At 71.8% G+C, this 17,800-nt stretch carries 17 protein-coding genes; 10 read left to right on the top strand and 7 right to left on the bottom strand.

Annotation, left to right across the window (positions count from 1 at the left end; all coding sequences use genetic code 11):
• Window positions 1-53: 53 nt before the first annotated feature.
• Window positions 54-266 carry a DUF3073 domain-containing protein gene (locus tag ABIC29_RS17575; RefSeq protein WP_116085719.1) on the top strand — a complete coding sequence of 71 codons (213 nt, stop codon included), beginning with the start codon at window positions 54-56 and terminating at the stop codon, window positions 264-266.
• A gap of 51 nt (window positions 267-317) precedes the next feature.
• On the opposite strand, the gene ABIC29_RS17580 is transcribed toward ABIC29_RS17575, so the two are convergent.
• Window positions 318-1,133, bottom strand: coding sequence for an LLM class flavin-dependent oxidoreductase (locus ABIC29_RS17580; RefSeq protein WP_354247551.1), 816 nt, complete (start codon window positions 1,131-1,133; stop codon window positions 318-320).
• 19 nt (window positions 1,134-1,152) lie between these two features.
• Window positions 1,153-2,259 carry a phosphoribosylformylglycinamidine cyclo-ligase gene (gene purM, locus ABIC29_RS17585; RefSeq protein WP_354247554.1) on the bottom strand — a complete coding sequence of 369 codons (1,107 nt, stop codon included), beginning with the start codon at window positions 2,257-2,259 and terminating at the stop codon, window positions 1,153-1,155.
• An 89-nt stretch (window positions 2,260-2,348) separates the two neighbouring features.
• Here purM and ABIC29_RS17590 point away from each other — a divergent pair, with 89 nt between their 5' ends.
• On the top strand, window positions 2,349-2,960 hold the full coding sequence (locus ABIC29_RS17590) for a zinc-binding alcohol dehydrogenase (protein WP_116085713.1): 612 nt from the start codon (window positions 2,349-2,351) through the stop codon (window positions 2,958-2,960).
• An 83-nt stretch (window positions 2,961-3,043) separates the two neighbouring features.
• Window positions 3,044-3,478 carry a PaaI family thioesterase gene (locus tag ABIC29_RS17595; RefSeq protein ID WP_116085711.1) on the top strand — a complete coding sequence of 145 codons (435 nt, stop codon included), beginning with the start codon at window positions 3,044-3,046 and terminating at the stop codon, window positions 3,476-3,478.
• 39 nt (window positions 3,479-3,517) lie between these two features.
• On the opposite strand, the gene pdxR is transcribed toward ABIC29_RS17595, so the two are convergent.
• Window positions 3,518-4,921 carry a MocR-like pyridoxine biosynthesis transcription factor PdxR gene (gene pdxR / locus ABIC29_RS17600; RefSeq protein WP_354247558.1) on the bottom strand — a complete coding sequence of 468 codons (1,404 nt, stop codon included), beginning with the start codon at window positions 4,919-4,921 and terminating at the stop codon, window positions 3,518-3,520.
• Between the two features lie 47 nt (window positions 4,922-4,968).
• On the opposite strand from pdxR, the gene ABIC29_RS17605 reads away from it, so the two are divergent.
• Together ABIC29_RS17605 and purF are read left to right on the top strand one after the other, a co-directional pair.
• Window positions 4,969-5,463 (top strand): carboxymuconolactone decarboxylase family protein, encoded by a 495-nt coding sequence (locus ABIC29_RS17605; RefSeq protein ID WP_116085785.1) that lies wholly within the window; start codon window positions 4,969-4,971, stop codon window positions 5,461-5,463.
• Between the two features lie 186 nt (window positions 5,464-5,649).
• The gene (gene purF, locus ABIC29_RS17610; RefSeq protein WP_116085705.1) at window positions 5,650-7,107 is read left to right on the top strand and encodes an amidophosphoribosyltransferase; all 1,458 of its coding nucleotides are present in this window, start codon (window positions 5,650-5,652) and stop codon (window positions 7,105-7,107) included.
• A gap of 95 nt (window positions 7,108-7,202) precedes the next feature.
• Here the strand turns inward: purF and ABIC29_RS17615 are convergent, their stop codons facing one another.
• On the bottom strand, window positions 7,203-7,679 hold the full coding sequence (locus ABIC29_RS17615) for a hypothetical protein (protein WP_354247562.1): 477 nt from the start codon (window positions 7,677-7,679) through the stop codon (window positions 7,203-7,205).
• Between the two features lie 132 nt (window positions 7,680-7,811).
• Window positions 7,812-11,180 (bottom strand): HtaA domain-containing protein, encoded by a 3,369-nt coding sequence (locus ABIC29_RS17620; RefSeq protein ID WP_354247564.1) that lies wholly within the window; start codon window positions 11,178-11,180, stop codon window positions 7,812-7,814.
• Window positions 11,181-11,333: 153 nt separating this feature from the next.
• Here ABIC29_RS17620 and ABIC29_RS17625 point away from each other — a divergent pair, with 153 nt between their 5' ends.
• From ABIC29_RS17625 to ABIC29_RS17635, 3 genes are read left to right on the top strand one after another with little or no spacing between them, the layout of a single operon-like run.
• A complete protein-coding gene (locus ABIC29_RS17625; protein ID WP_116085700.1) occupies window positions 11,334-12,509 on the top strand; it encodes a heme/hemin ABC transporter substrate-binding protein in 1,176 nt (391 codons plus the stop codon).
• Entirely contained in the window at window positions 12,506-13,603 is a 1,098-nt protein-coding gene (locus ABIC29_RS17630) for a FecCD family ABC transporter permease (protein ID WP_354247567.1), read from the top strand. Before ABIC29_RS17625 ends, ABIC29_RS17630 begins: the two co-directional genes overlap by 4 nt.
• Window positions 13,600-14,373, top strand: coding sequence for a heme ABC transporter ATP-binding protein (locus tag ABIC29_RS17635; protein WP_354247570.1), 774 nt, complete (start codon window positions 13,600-13,602; stop codon window positions 14,371-14,373). Before ABIC29_RS17630 ends, ABIC29_RS17635 begins: the two co-directional genes overlap by 4 nt.
• 22 nt (window positions 14,374-14,395) lie before the next feature.
• Here the strand turns inward: ABIC29_RS17635 and ABIC29_RS17640 are convergent, their stop codons facing one another.
• Window positions 14,396-14,791, bottom strand: a complete 396-nt coding sequence (locus ABIC29_RS17640) for a sterol carrier family protein (RefSeq protein ID WP_354247573.1) — start codon at window positions 14,789-14,791, stop codon at window positions 14,396-14,398.
• Between the two features lie 90 nt (window positions 14,792-14,881).
• Here ABIC29_RS17640 and purD point away from each other — a divergent pair, with 90 nt between their 5' ends.
• The gene (purD, locus tag ABIC29_RS17645; protein ID WP_354247575.1) at window positions 14,882-16,189 is read left to right on the top strand and encodes a phosphoribosylamine--glycine ligase; all 1,308 of its coding nucleotides are present in this window, start codon (window positions 14,882-14,884) and stop codon (window positions 16,187-16,189) included.
• A 9-nt stretch (window positions 16,190-16,198) separates the two neighbouring features.
• Window positions 16,199-17,146: a phosphoribosylaminoimidazolesuccinocarboxamide synthase gene (locus ABIC29_RS17650; protein WP_354247578.1), complete on the top strand. Its 948-nt coding sequence runs from the start codon at window positions 16,199-16,201 to the stop codon at window positions 17,144-17,146.
• A gap of 81 nt (window positions 17,147-17,227) precedes the next feature.
• Here the strand turns inward: ABIC29_RS17650 and ABIC29_RS17655 are convergent, their stop codons facing one another.
• On the bottom strand, window positions 17,228-17,755 hold the full coding sequence (locus ABIC29_RS17655; RefSeq protein WP_147309227.1) for a DUF1269 domain-containing protein: 528 nt from the start codon (window positions 17,753-17,755) through the stop codon (window positions 17,228-17,230).
• Between the last annotated feature and the right edge of the window lie 45 nt (window positions 17,756-17,800).

The following is a 17,800-nucleotide window of genomic DNA, read 5'->3' on the forward strand; positions in this document are numbered from 1 at the left end:
AAGCGCCGGGTGAAGATCATTCCACCTGGCCAGACGTCGTAAGGGGGTCACGCATGGGGCGCGGCCGTCAGAAAGCCAAGCACACCAAGGTCGCTCGGGAGCTGAAGTACTTCAGCCCGAACACCGACTACAACGCGCTTGAGCGCGAACTCACGAGTTCGCAGCATGACGATTACACCGAAGAAGCTGCGAAGTGGGCAGAGTATGCCGACGACGACGAAGACAGCTACGTCACCGACGACGAACAACACGAGCAGCGCGCGTAGCCTGACCGGCTGCCGTCGCTGATTCGACCGACTGGTTCACGCTGACGCGAGTCAGCCTCGTTCGGCGATCCATGCTGCCGCGTGCTCGACGAACGACTCGAGTTCGGCCAAGGTCGCCCCCGGGGTGATCGCCCGCAGCACGACTTCGTCGAGCGCATCGGTCTGTTCCGCGTACGCCGTGAGTGCGGCGGCATGGTCGATGGTCGACTCGACGGCCCGGAACCCGAGCCGATCGAAGTTCGCCGCGTACGCCGGGACCGCGTCGTACCTCGCGGACTCCTCCTGCAGCATCGGCCTGGCCGCCTCGTCGACGATCGTGCGCACGTAGAGCACGCCGCGAACCCGACGGCCCACCGCGTCGGCGGCGAGGTCGCGCATGGCGGCCGCCGCGGCATCCGGAGTCAGCCAGTTGAGCAGCACGCCGTCGGCCTCCTCGGCCGCGAGCCGCCGCATGCGCGGCCCGAGCGCACCGACCACGATCGACGCCTCGGTGCGCTCGCGCAGCTCGGCGATGGCGTCGCGCACGGCGGCGAGCGGACGGTCGGCGCGACCCGATCCGATGCCGACCGCCGTGCGTTCGACCGGGAGTCCGTCGAGGTCGAGCGAGGCGGCCGGTCGCCGGTCCGTTGGAATCACGCCGGTCGCGAGGCGCAGCGTCGAGGTGACGGATGCCGCGACCCGGAGTCCGGCGAGCGAGTCGCCGCCCGGCACGTCGTTCAGCCAGAGCGACGCGAAGCCGAGCCGTTCGATGCGCGGCGCGAGCGCGCGGAGCGTGTCGGCCGACGTCGTGCCCATGAGGCCGATCGAGACCGCCTGGTCGGGGGCCGGCTGCCCTGCGGCCGGCTGGTTCGCGCGTTGCTGCGACATGCGTTTCGGCGAGCCGGCGTCAGCGGGCATAGCCGCCGACGAGGCGCACGGCGCCGCCGTCGACGCCCTTCGCGCCCTGCTCGAAGCCGTCGAGGTCGCGTGCGCCGATGGTGACGGTGCCCGCCTGCCACGACGGCAGCCCGAGCCCCTCGAGCGCGGCGATCACGTCGGACGCCGCGTCGGCCTCGACGACCGCGAAGAATCCGATGCCGAGGTTCCAGGTGCCCTCCGAGCTCTCGAGCGTCGAGCCGGCGAGGGCGCTCAGCGAGCGGAAGACCGCCGCGGGCGACCACGTCGAGCGGTCGACCTCGACCCAGGACCCGACGGGCAGCACGCGCGCGAGGTTCGCGGCGATGCCGCCGCCCGTGACGTGCGAGAGCGAGTGCACGGCCGAGCCGAGACGCTCGTCGGCGAGGAGCTCGACGAGGGGGCCGCTGTAGAGGCGAGTGGGCTCGAGGAGCGCCTCGCCCCACGTCGTGCCCAGGTCGGCCGCGGTGTCGCCGTAGTGGAGGCCCGCGTTCGCGAGGATGTGGCGCACGAGCGAGAAGCCGTTGGAGTGCAGGCCGCTCGAGGAGATCGCGATGACGGCGTCGCCGTCGCGCACGCGCTCGGCGCCGAGCAGGCGGTCGGCCTCGACGACCCCGACGGCCGCACCGGCGACGTCGTAGTCGTTGACGCCCATGAGGCCGGGGTGCTCGGCGGTCTCGCCGCCGACGAGCGCGGTGCCGGTCTCGGCGCAGGCCTTCGCGATCCCCGTGACGATGGACGCGATGCGCTCCGGCACGACCTTGCCGCACGCGATGTAGTCGGTCATGAAGAGCGGCTTCGCGCCGACCACGACGATGTCGTCGACGACCATGCCCACCAGGTCCTGCCCGATGGTGTCGTGCTTGTCGAGCGCCTGCGCGATCGCGATCTTCGTGCCGACGCCGTCGGTCGACGTGGCGAGCAGCGGTCGCTCGTACGCCTTGGCGAAGGACAGGTCGAAGAGCCCCGCGAAGCCGCCGACGCCGCCGAGCACGTTTGGACCGTGCGTCGCGGCCACGGAGGCCTTCATGAGTTCGACGGCGAGGTCGCCTGCTGCGGTGTCGACTCCGGCAGCGGCGTAGGACGAGTTCGCGCTCACCCGTCAAGGGTACCCGGCGCGCGGCACGCCGAAGGCCCGCCCGTCCCGGGATCCCGGCCGCAGGCCGTGCCCGCGAGTAGAATCCGGGCATGCAGCCGGAGGGCACACCCTCGTGGGTGATCCGAGAGAACGCGAGTCGGCCGGTGCTGATCGCGTTGTACCTCCGTGCGGCCCTCGGCGTGGCCTCCCCCGTCGAGCTGCCGCGCGTACGCGATGTCGGCAAGGTCGGCCCGACGCTCGCGATCGACCAGCACGACCTGCTCGAGCGCCAGTGGCGCGACTGGTGGGCCATGACGGTCGAGCCCGAGTCGCATCCGTCGCCCGTGCCGCTGCAGCTCGTCGACGAGTACGAGACCGAGATCGCGCTGCCCGTCTCGGGGGCCGAGGTGCTGCTCGCCGCGGTCGTGCCGCACGCCGAGGCTGCGCGCGCCTGGGCCGAGTGGACGCAGGACAGCTATCGCGCCGCATCCAGCGCCCGCCGGGGCGACTCCTACCGCGCCTACGCCGGCACGATCGCCGAGCACGAGCGCGAGGTCGGACGCCGGGCCCACTCGTTCGAGTTGAACGTCGAGGTGCTGCCGCTCGCGACATCCGGAGTCTGGTGGATCGGCGAGAAGACCGTCGCGGTGACCGACTCGCTGCGTGCGGATGCCTCGGCGTTCGACGACGCGATCCACCCGATCATCGCCGAGCTCGCCTGACCGTACGGCGGAGCGCTGGTCTCGAGACGGCGCTGCGCGCCTCCTCGACCGGCGAGGCGGATCGGCATGCCAGACTCGATCGCATGAGCATCTGGTTCGGCGAGCCCTCGGTCGAGTGGGCGAACGCACGCTGCGAGGGCACCGCGATCCGTTCCCTCGGCATCGAGATGACCGAGGTCACCGATGAATCGTTGAAGGGACGGATGCCGGTCGACGGCCGCACGCGTCAGCCCGGCGGCGTGCTGCACGGCGGGGCATCCGTCGCGCTGGCCGAGACCCTCGCGAGCTGGGGTGCGAGCTTCACCGTGGACCCCGAGCAGTACTACTGCGTCGGCATGGAGATCAACGCGAACCACGTGCGTCCGGTCGCCGACGGGTTCGTGCACGGCGAGGCGCGGCCGATCACCCGCGGCCGCACCACGCAGGTGTGGGACATCCGCATCACCGACGACAACGGCAAGCTCGTGTGCGTGTCGCGCTGCACGATGGCCGTGCTCGCGAAGCCCTCGGAGTACTGAGCTCGCACCCACGTCGGTGCATGGCGATGCCGGTGCCGGTCAGCGCGCCGCGTCGATGGACCCGATGACCGCTGCGACGGCCTGCTCGAACCTGAGGTCGGGCGGCGCGCCGAACCCGACGACCATCGTCGGAGGGCGGCTCGAGGCGGTCGGCGGGTCGGCGGCATAGGCCGCCAGGCCGTCGAAGCGCAGTCCCCGTTCGGCCCCGGCCTCGACGACGGCGGCCTCGACGACGCCGTCGGGCAGCTCGAGCAGGCAGTGGATGCCGGCGGCGAGGCCGAGCACTCGGGCATCGGGAGCACCCTCGGCGAGCTTCGCCTCGAGCCGCTCCCGCCGCGCCCGGTACCTCGTGCGCAGGGTTCGCACGCTCCGGTCGTACCCGCCGGAGGCGATGAGCACGGCCAGGGCCGACTGCGTGATCGCGTCGGTGGCAGCCCCCCTGCGCCGCCGCTGCGCCAGCACCCCGTCGCGGAGCGACGCGGGCACGACGCCCCATCCGATGCCGACCGCCGGCGAGAGGGCCTTGCTGGCGGTGCCGCCGTACACGGTGGAGTCCGGCGCGAGGGACTGGAACGCCCCGATCGATCGCCCGTCGAACCGGAACTCGCCGTCGTAGTCGTCCTCGATCACGATGCCGCCGGTCTTCGCGGCCCACTCGGCCAGCGCGGCGCGTCGAGGCGTCGAGAGCGGCACGCCCGTCGGGAACTGGTGCGCCGGCGTCAGCAGCACCGCGTCGACGTCGATGTCGTGCAGGCGCCCGACCATGGCCCCGTCGCCGTCGACCTCGAGGGGCACGGGCTCGAGCCCGGCCGCGGCGAGCACCTCGCGGTGCGAGCCGTGCCCGTAGGCCTCGACCGCGATGCGCCGGCCGCCGCGCGCCGCGATCGCCGCCGCGACGAGCCCCAGGAGTTCGCCGAACCCGTGCGTGACGACCACGTCGTCGGCGTGCACGCGCACGCCCCTGGCACGGGCGAGGTACTCGGCCAACGCGGTGCGCAGCGAGGCGACGCCCTCTGGCGCCCCGTAGCCCAGCGCGGTGCTCGACGCCTCGGCGAGCGCCTGCCGCATGGCGGCCAGCCAGGCCGAACGCGGGAACGCGGAGGCATCCGGAAGCCCGCCGCGGAGATCGAGCTCGAACCGGGTCGACCGGTTCACCGCCGACGGCGACGGCTGCGGGAGGATGCGCTCCCGCACCCACGTGCCCGACCCGACCCGCGACTCGAGGCGCCCCTCGCCGAGGAGCCGCTCGTAGACCTCGACCACGCTGTTGCGGGCGATGCCGAGGTCGGCGGCGAGCGCGCGGGTCGCCGGCAGGCGGGTGCCGGCGACGAGCGAGCCGTCGTCGATCGCGGCACGGAGCGCCTGCTCGAGCGAGCCGACCTTGCGGCGCGGGTCGAGCAGGACGTGCAGGTCCAATCCTGAATCGGCCCAGACATCCGCCATGCGAATGGACGTTACCAGCGGCCGGTGCGCTCCGTAGCGTGAAGCCCATGACCACGACGAACCCCACCGACACCATCACCCCGGCCCGCCGCCTCGACGTCGACGGCGTCGCACCCGCCTTCACCCGGGCCGTGAGCGCGCTCGACGAGGCGGCCACCGCCGAAGCCGATCGCGCCGGCATCGAGCGCGGCCTCCGCGACCTGATGAAGCTGCGCGCCTCCCAGCTCAACGGCTGCGCGTACTGCGTCGACCTGCACTCGCACGACGCACGTGAGGCCGGGGAGTCCGACCAGCGCATCTTCGCCGTCGCCGTGTGGCCCGAGGCCAACTTCTTCACCGCACGCGAACGTGCGGCCTTCGCACTCACCGACTCGGTGACCCGCCTCTCGGAGACGCACGTGCCCGACGCCGTGTGGAACGAGGCATCCGCCCACTTCGGCGATGACGGGCTCGCGGCCCTGCTCGCGCTGATCGTGTCGATCAACGCCTGGAACGAGATCTCGGTCGCGACCCGCGGATGGCGGGCGAAGCGGCGCGGCTGACGCGGGCGAAGGTGCGCGGCTGACGCTGGCGAAGGTGCGCGGTCGAGGCGGCGCCGCTGCGCACCTGACGCGGTCGATGCTCAGCCGAGCACCAGCCCACGCCCAGTCGGCTCACACGCGCACGTGTGGGAGGATTGACCAGTCCGCTCGGACACCTTCCCCCACCTTCGAGGAGCCATCGCTCGCATGTGCGGCATCGTCGGAATCGTCTCGACCGAACCCGTCAACCAGCAGGTGTACGACAGCCTGCTCCTCCTTCAGCACCGCGGTCAGGACTCGACCGGCATCGCCACCGCCGACGGCCCCGTGTTCCACATGGCCAAGGCGCGCGGGCAGGTGCGCGAGGCGTTCCGCACGCGCGACATGCGCTCGCTCATGGGCAACATCGGCCTCGGCCATGTGCGCTACACGACGAAGGGTGCCGCCGAGCGCGAAGAGGAGGCCCAGCCGTTCTACGTGAACGCGCCGTACGGCATCATCCTCGTGCACAACGGCAACCTCACGAACACGCGCGAGCTCAGCGAAGACCTCTTCCGCATCGACCGTCGCCACGTGAACTCCACGAGCGACACCGAGATGCTGCTCAACGTGCTCGCGACCGAGCTGCAGGGCCAGATCACGGGCCTCGACCTCGACCCCGACCAGGTGTTCGCGGCCGTCGAGCAGGTGCACGAGCGCGTCGAGGGCTCCTACGCGGTCATCGCCCTCATCGCCGGGCACGGCCTGCTCGCCTTCCGCGACCCGTTCGGCATCCGTCCGCTGATCCTCGGCCGCCGCCTGACCTCGAAGGGCAAGGAGGAGTGGATCGTCGCATCCGAGTCCCTCGTGCTCGAGAACGGCGACTACGAGATCGTGCGCGACGTCGAGCCCGGCGAGGCGATCTTCATCACGCTCGACGGCCAGATGATCTCGCGCCAATGCGCGAAGAACCCGCGCCTCGTGCCCTGCTCGTTCGAGTACGTCTACCTCGCGCGCCCCGACTCCGTCATGAACGGCATCTCGGTCTACGAGTCCCGGCTGCGCATGGGCGACCGCCTCGCCGACACGATCGCGAGGCACATGCCGCTCGGCGACGCCGACGTGGTCATGCCGATCCCCGACTCGTCGCGCCCCTCGGCCATGCAGGTCGCGCAGAAGCTCGGCATCGAGTACCGCGAGGGCTTCTACAAGAACCGCTACGTCGGCCGCACCTTCATCATGCCCGGGCAGTCGGAGCGCAAGCGCTCGGTGCGCCAGAAGCTGAACGCCATGGGCACCGAGTTCCGCGGCAAGAACATCCTCATCGTCGACGACTCGATCGTGCGCGGCACGACCTCGCAGCAGATCGTGCAGATGGCCCGCGATGCCGGCGCCAACAAGGTGACCTTCGCCTCGGCCGCACCTCCCGTGCGCTTCCCGCACGTCTACGGCATCAACATGCCGAGCCGTCAGGAGCTCATCGCCCACGGCCGCAAGATCCCCGAGATCGCCGCCGAGCTCGGCGCCGACCACATGATCTACCAGGAGGTCGCCGACCTGCAGGCCGCGATCACCGAGGGCACCGCCATCGACTCGCTCGACCTGTCGTGCTTCACGGGCGACTACGTCACCGGCACGGTCACCGAGGAGTACCTCTCCTGGGTGGAGCAGACGCAGCTCAGCTGAGCATCGCGGGCACGCGGCATCCGGATGTCGCGTGCCCGCGAACGCACGAAGGGCCGCCCGATCCCGGGCGGCCCTTCGTCATGTCGGGGTGAGCGCTACGGCGTCTCGTCGACGCGGTGCGCGACCTCGTGCTCGACGCCGACGGACGATGCGCGCTTCGCCATCGAACGGTCGAACGCGAGGGCGATGAGCGCGCCGAGCGCGACGCCGATCGAGGCGCAGATCAGCAGGAGGAAGCCGAACACCTGCCCGCCGTCGTAGCCGACCGGCACGAACTCGCTCTCGGTTGGCGTGAACGCGAGCGTGAGCACGAGCGCGACGAGCGCGCCGAGACCCGCACCCAGAGTCATGAACCGGCCGTACTTCGGTGCGCGACGCACGCTGACCGTGTCGCTCGTGACGTCGTGTTCGATGAGGATCTCGGATGCCGCGGCGGGCTCGACGGCGGCGGGCTCGACGGCCGGCGCGGTGGTTGCCGGCACGACCGCGGCCGGCACGGCGGTCTCGGCCGGCTCTGCCGCCGAGGGGGTCGTGTGCTCGTTCGGCTCGGCGGGGGTGGGGGTCTGGCTCACGAACCCATTCTCCCGCACTCGGCTGAACGCGCGCCCCGCGGCATCCGCACCACCGCCCACGTCACGCGGGCGGCCGGAACGACGCCGGGCCGCCGACCAGTGAGGTCGACGGCCCGGCGTGGTCGATCCGTGTCAGCTCTCGGTCGAGTTGCGACGCGAGCGGATGACGAGCACGGCGATGATCGCGAGCACGATCACCAGCAGTGCGACGGAGAGGACCCAGATCCACCATGTGGATCCGGTCGCGGCGGCCTGGTCCACCGCGCCGGCGGACTTCGCGTCGGCCTCGACCTCGGCGGTCTCGACCGCGGCGGGGGCCGCGACGACGCAGTCGCTCGAGACGGTGGCCGTGAACGACACCGGGTCGAGCTCCTCGCGCGCCGGGTAGGTGCCGAACGCGGCGGCGCCGTCGGCGGTGAGCACCGCCGTGGCCTCGCCGGTCAGCACGCCGTCGACGACGGTCACGCCGTCGGCGAGCTCGAGGTCGGCGAAGCGCACCGACTTCAGGTCGATCGGCTGGCCGTCCTGCGTCGTGCCCGAGACGTCCAGCAGCAGGGTCGCGCCGCCGTCGCCGTCGAGTTCGACCTTCGGGTTGGCGATCGTCGTGTCGAGCGCGCCGTCGTGACCGGTGAACTCGATGGTGCCCTCGGAGCCGAGCACGCCGCGACCAGACTCGTCGAGCGAGCCCGAGGTCTTCGAGAAGGCGAACACGCCGCCGTCCTCGGTGACCCCCGTGAGCGTCCAGTCGCCGTTGGCGATGCCGCTCGTGAGGTAGCTGCGGAACGACTCCTTGAAGCCCCAGTCGAGGCTTCCGGCCGTCACCTTGCACGCGCCGACGGTCTCGGCCGGCACGACGAACTGCACGCCGACCGCGGTCGATCCCTGGAATGTGAGGGTGTGCGTGCCGGGCTCGAGCGAGGCCGGGATGCTGCCCGTCCAGGTGACGACGCCCGACCCGTCGGCGACGAGGTCGTCGGCGAGCACGATCGGCGTCGAGTAGACGACCGCGGCGATGCCTTCCTCGTTCGCCTCGAAGCCACCCGCCGTCACCGTGACGCGCTTGCCTGCGCCGAGCGCCTCGAGGGTCGCGGCGTCGAGCTGGATGCCGGTGGTCGCCGGCGGGGTGGCGGGGTAGCTCGGCTTCGCGTCACCGGTCGAAGTCGATGCGGACGCCACGACGACCGTGCCGCCGTTGCCGCCCGAACCACCGGCCGCGCCCGCCGAGCCGATCACGACCGTGAGCGGGTCGAGGGTCTGGCCCGAGCCGTAGTAGCCCTGGAACGCGACCGCACCGGCCGAGGTGAGCGTCACCGGGGCGTTCGCGAAGCGCGTCGCACCGTCGACGGTCGAACGCGACGCCGACGACAGGTCGACGTTCGCGAGCTCGACGCGGTCGCCGTTCACCGAGACGACGAGCGTCGCCGAGCCGAGGCCCTTCGCCACGAGCGTCGGATTCGTGAAGCTCAGGTCGAGCGCGCCGTTGTGGCCCGTGAAGCGCACGGTTCCGGCGTAGTCGGCCGCACCGGTCGTGGTGATCGGGCTGAACGAGCTGCCCGACTGCACGAAGCGGAACGACGAGCCGTTCGAGCTGGCGCCGCCGCCGACGGCGATCGAGCCCTTCGCGTTGATCCCGATGATGTACGACCGGAAGGAGCTGGAGATGCCCCAGTCGAGCGATCCGGCCGCGATCACGACGGGCGGCGTCGTGGTGCCACCGCCGGGGTTGCCACCACCGGTGTTGCCCCCGCCGTCATTGCCCCCGCCGTTGTTGCCACCCCCGCTGCCCGCGAGCAGCGTGATCGACGCGAAGGCGTCGAGCGAGCGGTCGGTCACCGAGAGGCCGTGCGCCGCCGAGGAGGCGACGTGGTAGCTCTTCGACCGGTCGAAGACGCCGGCCGCGATCGTGAAGGTCGTCGTGAACGAGCCGTCGACGATCAGCGAGGTGGGGATCCACGTCGAGGCGATCCAGCCCTCATTGACGAGCGGGCCCTGTCCGTTCCAGATCGAGGTCTCGCCGACGAGCACGTAGGCGCCGTTGGCGGCACCTGCGCCGGTGAACCCGGTGCCCGTGACGGTGATCGTGTTCTCGACCGAGGGGTCGACGCCCGCAGCGGGCAGGACCGTCAGGTTCGGCGCGGCGGCTCCGGGGTCGGTGCCCGGGTCGGTTCCGGGGTCCGTCGCGGTGAAGCTGATCGGCACGGCGAGCTCGTTCGCGGCCTGCACGGCACCGCCGGCGCCGAGCGTGAAGACGGCGAGCGTGGAGCCGTCCTTCGCCTTGGCGTCGAGCGCCGCCTTCGTCACCTCGACGGTCCACGAGACATCCGCGGTGCCGTCGCCGTTCTTCGTCCACTTCGTGGGCGCGATCGTGTTCGCCTCGTCGGCGACCCAGGTGTTGTAGGCGTTGGTGCGGGCGCTCGACGGCGCCTTCTCCGAGGCCTTCCAGGTCTCGGCGAGCCAGCCGACCTGGATGTAGAAGCCAGCCTCGCCCGGCGCGTAGTTCGATGTGAAGCCGGTCGCGTAGTTCTCGGCCGTGATCGTCAGGTCTTCGCCCTCGGGGTTCAGCCCCTCGGTCTTCGAGACCGAGAGCACCGGGTCGGCGACCGGCTCAGGAGGCGCGGGCTGCGTGATCGTGATCGGGGCGAACGCGTCGAGCGTGCGATCGGTCACCGAGAGGCCATGGGCGGCCGAGGAGGCCACCTGGTAGGTCACCGTCGGATCGAACTTCGCCGCCGGGATCTTGATCGTGGTCGTGAACGCACCGTCCACGATCTGCGCCGCGGGAACCCACGCCTGCGCGAGCCATCCTGTGCTCACGAGCGGGCCGCCGCCCTGCCAGACCGACTGCGCACCGAGGAGCACGTACGCGCCGCTCGCCGCACCCGCACCGACATAGCCCGTGCCCGACACGGTGAACGTGTTCTCGACGGCAGGGTCGACATCCGTCGCCGGCGAGACCGACAGCACCGGATTCGCGACCGGCTCAGGAGGCGCGGGCTGCGTGATCGTGACCGGCGCGAACGCATCGAGCGTGCGGTTCGAGACCGACAGCCCATGTGCCGCCGACGAGGCGACCTGGTAGGCCACCGCAGAGTCGAACGTCCCCGCGGGGATCGTGATCGTCGTGGTGAACGCACCGTTCACGATCTGCGCCGCCGGGACCCACGCCTGCGCGAGCCATCCCGCACTGACGAGCGGGCCGCCGCCCTGCCAGACCGACTGCGCACCGAGCAGCACGTAGGCGCCGCTCGCGGCACCCGCACCGACGTAGCCCGTACCCGACACGGTGAACGTGTTCTCGACAGCGGCATCGACATCCGTCGCCGGCGTCACCGACAGCACGGGGGCGGGCGCGAGTTCATCGGCCGTCGCCGCGGCCGCGCCGAGGCTCGTGCCGCCGATCACGAGGAGCGCGGCGAGCAGTGCCGCCAGCCATCGTCGGATCGCGGGCGGAGCACTGGCTCCGGGCTGAGAGGGCGGGGCTGTGGGCAGTGGCGACGTCAAGACGCGGACCTCCGAGTCGGCGCGCGAGCGCGACGAAACCAGGGGTTCCGAGGCGTGGCAGCGGGTGAGGGGGATGCCTGAAGTTAGGTTAGGCTCATCTAACATAAGCGGACGAACGCTCACCACGCAAGGTGAGGTAAGGCTACCCTCAATATGACGATCACCCGAAACGCGCGCGCCGCCCTCACGACGCTCGCGGCCCTCGTGGCGCTGACGCTCAGCGGATGCGCGACGACCGACGCCGCCGCCGGCACGGCCGACTCCGCCGGCTCCGCCGAGGCCGAATGCCCCGGCGCCTCGACTCCGTTCGACCAGCTCGAGCTCGCTGCCGACGTGCGCACCCTCGACGGACCGTCGACGGCGTGCCTCGCCGACACCAGCCTGCCGATCGTCGAGTCCGACGAGACATCCGCCGTGCCCCTGACCGTGACGGGCGTCGACGGCGTCGAGGTCACCGTGGCGTCGACCGAGCGCATCCTGCCCCTCGACATCACCGGCACGATCGCCGCGACCGTCTTCAGCCTCGGCCTCGGCGACCAGGTCGTCGGCCGCGACTCGTCGACGGGCTTCCCCGAGGCCGCCGACCTGCCGGAGGTCACGCAGGAGGGCCACACCCTGTCGGCCGAGGCCGTGCTCTCGCTCGATCCGACCGTCGTGATCACCGACACCACGCTCGGCCCGCGTGACGCCCTCGCCCAACTGCGCGACGCCGGCATCCCGGTCGTCATCGTGACGAAGGAGCGCAGCGTCGAGAACATCGGCGAACTCGTCGATCAGATCGCGACCGCACTCGGGGTCCCAGAGCGGGCCGAACTGCTGAAGTCCGCGATCGACGACGACCTCACCGCCGTCACGACCCCGATCGACGCGTCGATCCCCGCGGATCCGGCCGATCGGCCGCGCATGATCTTCCTCTACGTGCGCGGCAGCGCGAACGTCTACTACCTCTTCGGCGAGGAGTCCGGCGCCGACTCGCTCATCGACGCCGTCGGCGGCTTCGACGTCGCCGGCGAGATCGGCTGGGAGGGCATGCGGCCCGTGACCGCCGAGGCGCTTGTACAGGCGGCCCCCGACGTCGTGCTCGTCATGACCGAAGGCCTCGCGTCGGCCGGCGGCGTCGACGGGCTGCTCGAACGGCTGCCCGCACTCGCCGCCACGCCCGCCGGCGAGCACCGGCGCATCGTCGACATGGCCGACACCGAGATCCTCGGGTTCGGACCGCGCACGCCGGCGGTCGTCGACGCGCTGGCCCGTGCGGTGTACGCACCCGCGACGGTCGCCGCGGCATCCGACAACGCCGACGACACTGCGAACGGCACCGACGGATGACTCGGCTCGAGGCCTCCGCAGACTCGGCCGTCGCGACATCCGCACCGCTCGAAACCCGCCGTTCGACGCGTCGGCGCATCGCGCTGTTCACCGGACTCTCGGTCGCGCTCGTGGTCTTCGCACTCGTCTCGGCCGGCATGGGGCAACTGCAGATCGCGCCAGGCGAGGTGTGGAACAGCCTGCTGCGCGGCCTCGGCCTTGGCGACGCTCCGGCGGCCGCCCCGCACGTCGACGCCGCACTCTGGACGATCCGGTTTCCGCGCATCGTCGCCGCGATCCTGATCGGTGCCGCCCTCGCGGTCGCCGGAACGCTCATGCAGGCGGTGTTCGCCAACCCACTGGCCGAGCCCGGCGTCGTCGGCGTCTCGTCGGGCGCCGCGCTCGGCGCCGCCGTCACGATCGTCTTCGGCCTGACGGCGACGAGCGACTGGGTGACGGCGGGGGCGTCGTTCCTCGCCGGCCTCGCGACGACGATGGTCGTCTACCTCGCGAGCCGTTCGGGCGGCCGAACCGAGGTCGTCACGCTCGTGCTCACGGGCATCGCGGTGAACGCGTTCGCCGCCGGCGGGCTCGCGCTGCTCACGTTTCTCGGCGACACGGCGAGCCGCGAGGAGATCATCTTCTGGCAGCTCGGCTCGCTGAACGGCTCGCGCTGGCAGGAGATCGGCGTGATCGCGCCGCTCGTCGTGGTGTCGCTCATGTTCTCGTTCGTGCTCGCCCGGCAGCTCGACCTCTTCTCGCTCGGCGAGCGCAGCGCCCGTCACCTGGGGGTCGACGTCGAGCGCGTGCGCATCATCTCGATCGTGCTCGTCGCCGTGCTGACCTGTGCGGCCGTCGCGTTCGCGGGCATCATCAGCTTCGTCGGCCTCATCGTGCCGCACCTCATGCGCATGGTCATCGGCCCGGCGCACCGCGGCCTCATCGCGGCGAGCGCACTCGGCGGCGCCCTGCTGCTGCTCGTCGCCGACCTGGTGGCCCGCACGGCCGTGCCGATGGCCGACCTGCCGATCGGCATGCTCACCTCGCTCGTCGGCGGCCCGTTCTTCTTCTGGCTGCTGCGCCGTCAGCGCAAGGGCGCCGGGGGCTGGCGATGACCGCCACCGGCCTCGTCGCCGAGCACGTCTCGGTCACGATCGACCGTGCGACCCTGCTGACGGATGTCTCGTTCGCGGCGATTCCCGGGCGGGTGCACGCGTTGCTCGGCCCCAACGGCGCCGGAAAGTCCACGCTGCTCGCCGTGCTGGCCGGCGACCGGGCACCGAGCGCCGGACGCGTGCTGCTGCACGACCGCCCGCTGTCCGACTGGCCGTTGCGCGACCTCGCCCGCACGCGCGCCGTGCTGACGCAGGACCACAGCGTGACCTTCTCGTTCCGCTCGCGCGAGATCGTCGAGATGGGCCGCCACCCGTGGGCCCGCACGCCGGCCGAAGACGACGACGACCGCGAGATCTCGCGCGCCATGGCGGCGACGGATGTCTCGCACCTCGCCGATCGCCCGGTCGCGAACCTCTCGGGCGGCGAGAAGGCCCGCGTCGCGCTCGCCCGCGTGCTCGCACAGCGTTCGCCGGTGCTGCTGCTCGACGAGCCGACGGCGGCCCTCGACCTGCGGCACCAGGAGGACGTGCTGCGCCTCGCCCGCGCCCAGGCGGCGGCCGGCGATGCCGTGGTGGTCGTGCTGCACGACCTGAACCTCGCGGCGGCCTACTCCGACGAGATCACGCTGCTCGAGCAGGGCCGGGTCGTGGCGCACGGCGGCCCCGCCGAGGTGCTCACGGCCGAGCGCATCGAGGCGGTGTACGCGCAGCCGGTCGAGGTGATCGAGCACCCGCGCACGGGCGTGCCGCTGGTGCTGCCGGTGCGCTGAGGCGGCTCGGCCGCTGTGCAGGTCAGCCGCGCAGCACCGGCAGCAGCCCCTCGAGGTCGGCACGCTGGCCCGAGGCGTGCACGCGGCCCGCGTCTCGGGCGTCGGCCCACGTGAGGGCGCCGGTGGCCAGCGACAGCCAGGTCGCGGCATCCGTCTCGATGACGTTGGGCGGGGTGCCGCGCGTGTGCTTCGGGCCCTCGACGCACTGCACCGCGGCGAACGGGGGCACGCGCACCTCGACGGTGCCGCCGGGGGCGCGCTCGGCGAGCAGTTGCAGCGAGTAGCGCACCGCGAGTGCGAGCGTCGTGCGATCGATCGAGGGCGGGGCGGATGCCGCGGCCGACGCCTCACCGGATGCCGCCCGCCAGGCGGCCACCGCCGCGCGTCCTTCGTCGTCGCCGATCCTCGCTCGTGCCATGTGCTCCATCCTCCCGCACCCCGCCGTCACGGGCCGTCTCGCAGGGCTCGCGGCCCGGGCGGCAGGTGACCCATCGGGTAGCCTGAACCGGTGAGAATCCTCATCCTCGGCTCGGGCGCGCGCGAGCACGCCATCATCCTCGCGCTCCTCGAAGAGGAGGCCGGACACGAGATCATCGCCGCACCGGGCAACGCCGGCATCGCGGCATCCGCGACCTCGTCGGGCCGCGGCAGCGTCGAGACGATCGCGCTCGACCCGACCGACCCCTCCATCGTCACCTCCTACGCGCTCGACAACGACATCGACCTCGTCGTCGTGGGCCCCGAGGCGCCGCTCGTCGCGGGCGTCGCCGACGCACTGCGTCGTCGCGGCGTGCCCGTGTTCGGCCCGGGCAAGGCGGCCGCCGCGCTCGAGGGCTCGAAGACCTTCGCGAAGCGCATCATGGAGTCGGCGAACGTGCCGACCGGCCGTGCGCGCCTCGCCGAGACCCTCGCCGACGTCGAGGCGACGATCGACGAGTACGGTGCGCCGTACGTCGTGAAGGCCGACGGCCTCGCCGCGGGCAAGGGCGTGCTCGTCACCGAAGACCGCGATGCGGCGCTCGCGCACGCGGCCCACTACCTGCAGCAGGGTCCCGTGCTCGTCGAGGAGTTCCTCGACGGCCAGGAGGTCTCGCTGTTCCTGCTCTCCGACGGCACGAACGTGCTGCCCCTCTCGCCCGCCCAGGACTACAAGCGCCTGCGCGACGGCGATCAGGGCCCGAACACCGGCGGCATGGGCGCCTATTCGCCGCTGCCGTGGCTCGACGCCGACTTCGGCAGCGAGCAGGCGTTCGTCGACGAGGTCATCGAGACCATCGCCCTGCCGACCGTGAAGCAGCTCGCCGACGAGCAGACGCCGTTCGTCGGCCTGCTCTACGCGGGGCTCATCCTCACGACGCGAGGCATCCGCGTGATCGAGTTCAACGCGCGCTTCGGCGACCCCGAGACCCAGGTCGTGCTGCCGCGACTCGAGACCCCGCTGTCGGGCCTGCTGCTGGCGGCCTCCACGGGCGGGCTGGGCGAGCTGCCCCGCCCCGTGTTCCGCCCCGACGCCGCGGTCACGGTCGTGCTCGCGAGCGAGGGGTACCCCGAGGCGCCCGAGACCGGGCGCGCCATCGAGGGGCTGGATGCCGCGGCATCCGTTCCCGGCGTGCACATCGCACATGCGGCGACCGCCGTCGGCGCCGAGGTCGACGGCGCCTCGCCGCTCGTCGCGACCGGCGGCCGTGTGCTCAACGTCGTCGCGGTCGGCGAGGACTTCGGCGAGGCCCGTCGCCGCGCCTACGAGGCGCTCGGCCACCTGCGCCTCGACGGCGGCCAGTACCGCACCGACATCGCCGCGCGCGTCGCGGAGTAAGGAAGCACCATGAGCGACACCGAGTACGCCGGCTGGACCCACGTCTACTCGGGCAAGGTGCGCGACCTCTACGTGCCGACGTCCGTGCTCGACGACGACGACACCTGGACCGGCGACCCGCTGCGGATCTCGCCCGTGGTGCTCGTGGTCGCGAGCGACCGGGTGAGCGCCTTCGACCAGGTGCTCGAGCCCGCGATCCCGGGCAAGGGCGCGATGCTCACCCGGCTGACGCACTGGTGGTTCGACCAGCTGCCCGAGGTGCCGAACCACCTCGCGCACCCGCTCGACGACCGGCTGCAGGCGCTCGACCTGCCGGAGGTCCCCGCGGAGCTCGTCGATCGGGCGACGCTCTGCCGCACGCTCGACATGTTCCCGATCGAGTGCGTCGTGCGCGGATTCATCACGGGCGGCGGCTGGAAGGAGTACCAGCAGACGGGCGCCATCGGCGGCATCCCGCTGCCCGAGGGCATCTCGAACGGCGACCGCCTGCCCGAGCCGATCTTCACCCCCGCCTGGAAGGCGCCGCTCGGCGAGCACGACGAGAACATCAGCTACGAGCGCACGGTCGAGATCGTCGGCGAGGTCGTCGCGGCCCAGCTGCGCGAGCTGTCGCTCGAGATCTTCGCGAAGGCGTCGGCCTTCGCCGAGGCGCGCGGACTGGTACTCGCCGACACGAAGTTCGAGTTCGGCGCCGACCGCGCGACGGGCATCGTGACCCTCGGCGACGAGGTGCTCACGAGCGATTCGAGCCGATACTGGGATGCCGCGGCGTACGCGACCGAGGCGACCCCCGAGCTGCGCATGGCGAGCTTCGACAAGCAGATCGTGCGCGACTGGCTGGCCGCGAACTGGGATCAGGACGCCACCGAGGAGGCGCCGACCCTGCCGCACGAGATCGTGGAGCAGACCGCGGCGAAGTACCGCGAGCTGCTCGAACGCCTGACGACGGGCGCCTGAACGACCGGCGCCCGCACGTCGGGTGCCTGAACGACGAACGGCCGGCGCAGGAGCGCCGGCCGTTCGTCTCGTCTGGTCGGGTCAGGACGCGATCGCCTTCGCGATCTTGTCGCCGCCCTCGTCGATGGCCTTCTCGAGCTGCTCGTAGTCATCGCGGTCGATGGCCTTGCTGATCTTCTTCTGCGTCTGCGCGAGCGCCGCATCGATGCGGTCGAGGTACTTGTCGTCGATGACCGCGACGATCGCCGACGTCCCCTTCGGGAGGTACTCCTCGAGTTCGATGCCCACCTTCTTCTCGTCGTGCTTCTTCGCGAGCTTGCCGGAGATCGCGCCGACGCCCGCTCCGATGGCCGTCGCGGCGAGCAGCGGCGGGGAGAACAACCCGACGACGAGACCGGCGGCACCGCCGATCCACGCACCCGCGGCGACCTGACCGGTGCCGTGCTCGTCGACGGTGACACGTCCGTCGTCACCGCGGCGCAGCACGACCGACGACACGACCTCGAGGTCCGACGAGGACTCGGCCTGCTTGAGCAGGCGGTAGTCGTCGGTCGCGGTGGTGGCGGCGTCGTACGTTGCGACGTAGAGCACCAGGTTGTCCATACCCATGTTTCGTTCCCCTCGATGAGGGCTCCCCATCGTGCCCCGGGAGCC

It is taken from the genome of Agromyces sp. PvR057, assembly GCF_040547485.1.
In the GTDB taxonomy this organism is placed as follows: domain Bacteria; phylum Actinomycetota; class Actinomycetes; order Actinomycetales; family Microbacteriaceae; genus Agromyces.

Coding starts and splice junctions, on each gene's coding strand:
- ABIC29_RS17575 (WP_116085719.1), top strand. CDS start 54: ATGGGGCGCGGCCGTCAGAAAGCCAAGCACACCAAGGTCGCTCGGGAG.
- ABIC29_RS17580 (WP_354247551.1), bottom strand. CDS start 1,133: ATGTCGCAGCAACGCGCGAACCAGCCGGCCGCAGGGCAGCCGGCCCCC.
- ABIC29_RS17590 (WP_116085713.1), top strand. CDS start 2,349: ATGCAGCCGGAGGGCACACCCTCGTGGGTGATCCGAGAGAACGCGAGT.
- ABIC29_RS17595 (WP_116085711.1), top strand. CDS start 3,044: ATGAGCATCTGGTTCGGCGAGCCCTCGGTCGAGTGGGCGAACGCACGC.
- pdxR (WP_354247558.1), bottom strand. CDS start 4,921: ATGGCGGATGTCTGGGCCGATTCAGGATTGGACCTGCACGTCCTGCTC.
- ABIC29_RS17605 (WP_116085785.1), top strand. CDS start 4,969: ATGACCACGACGAACCCCACCGACACCATCACCCCGGCCCGCCGCCTC.
- purF (WP_116085705.1), top strand. CDS start 5,650: ATGTGCGGCATCGTCGGAATCGTCTCGACCGAACCCGTCAACCAGCAG.
- ABIC29_RS17625 (WP_116085700.1), top strand. CDS start 11,334: ATGACGATCACCCGAAACGCGCGCGCCGCCCTCACGACGCTCGCGGCC.
- ABIC29_RS17630 (WP_354247567.1), top strand. CDS start 12,506: ATGACTCGGCTCGAGGCCTCCGCAGACTCGGCCGTCGCGACATCCGCA.
- ABIC29_RS17635 (WP_354247570.1), top strand. CDS start 13,600: ATGACCGCCACCGGCCTCGTCGCCGAGCACGTCTCGGTCACGATCGAC.
- ABIC29_RS17640 (WP_354247573.1), bottom strand. CDS start 14,791: ATGGCACGAGCGAGGATCGGCGACGACGAAGGACGCGCGGCGGTGGCC.
- ABIC29_RS17650 (WP_354247578.1), top strand. CDS start 16,199: ATGAGCGACACCGAGTACGCCGGCTGGACCCACGTCTACTCGGGCAAG.
- ABIC29_RS17655 (WP_147309227.1), bottom strand. CDS start 17,755: ATGGGTATGGACAACCTGGTGCTCTACGTCGCAACGTACGACGCCGCC.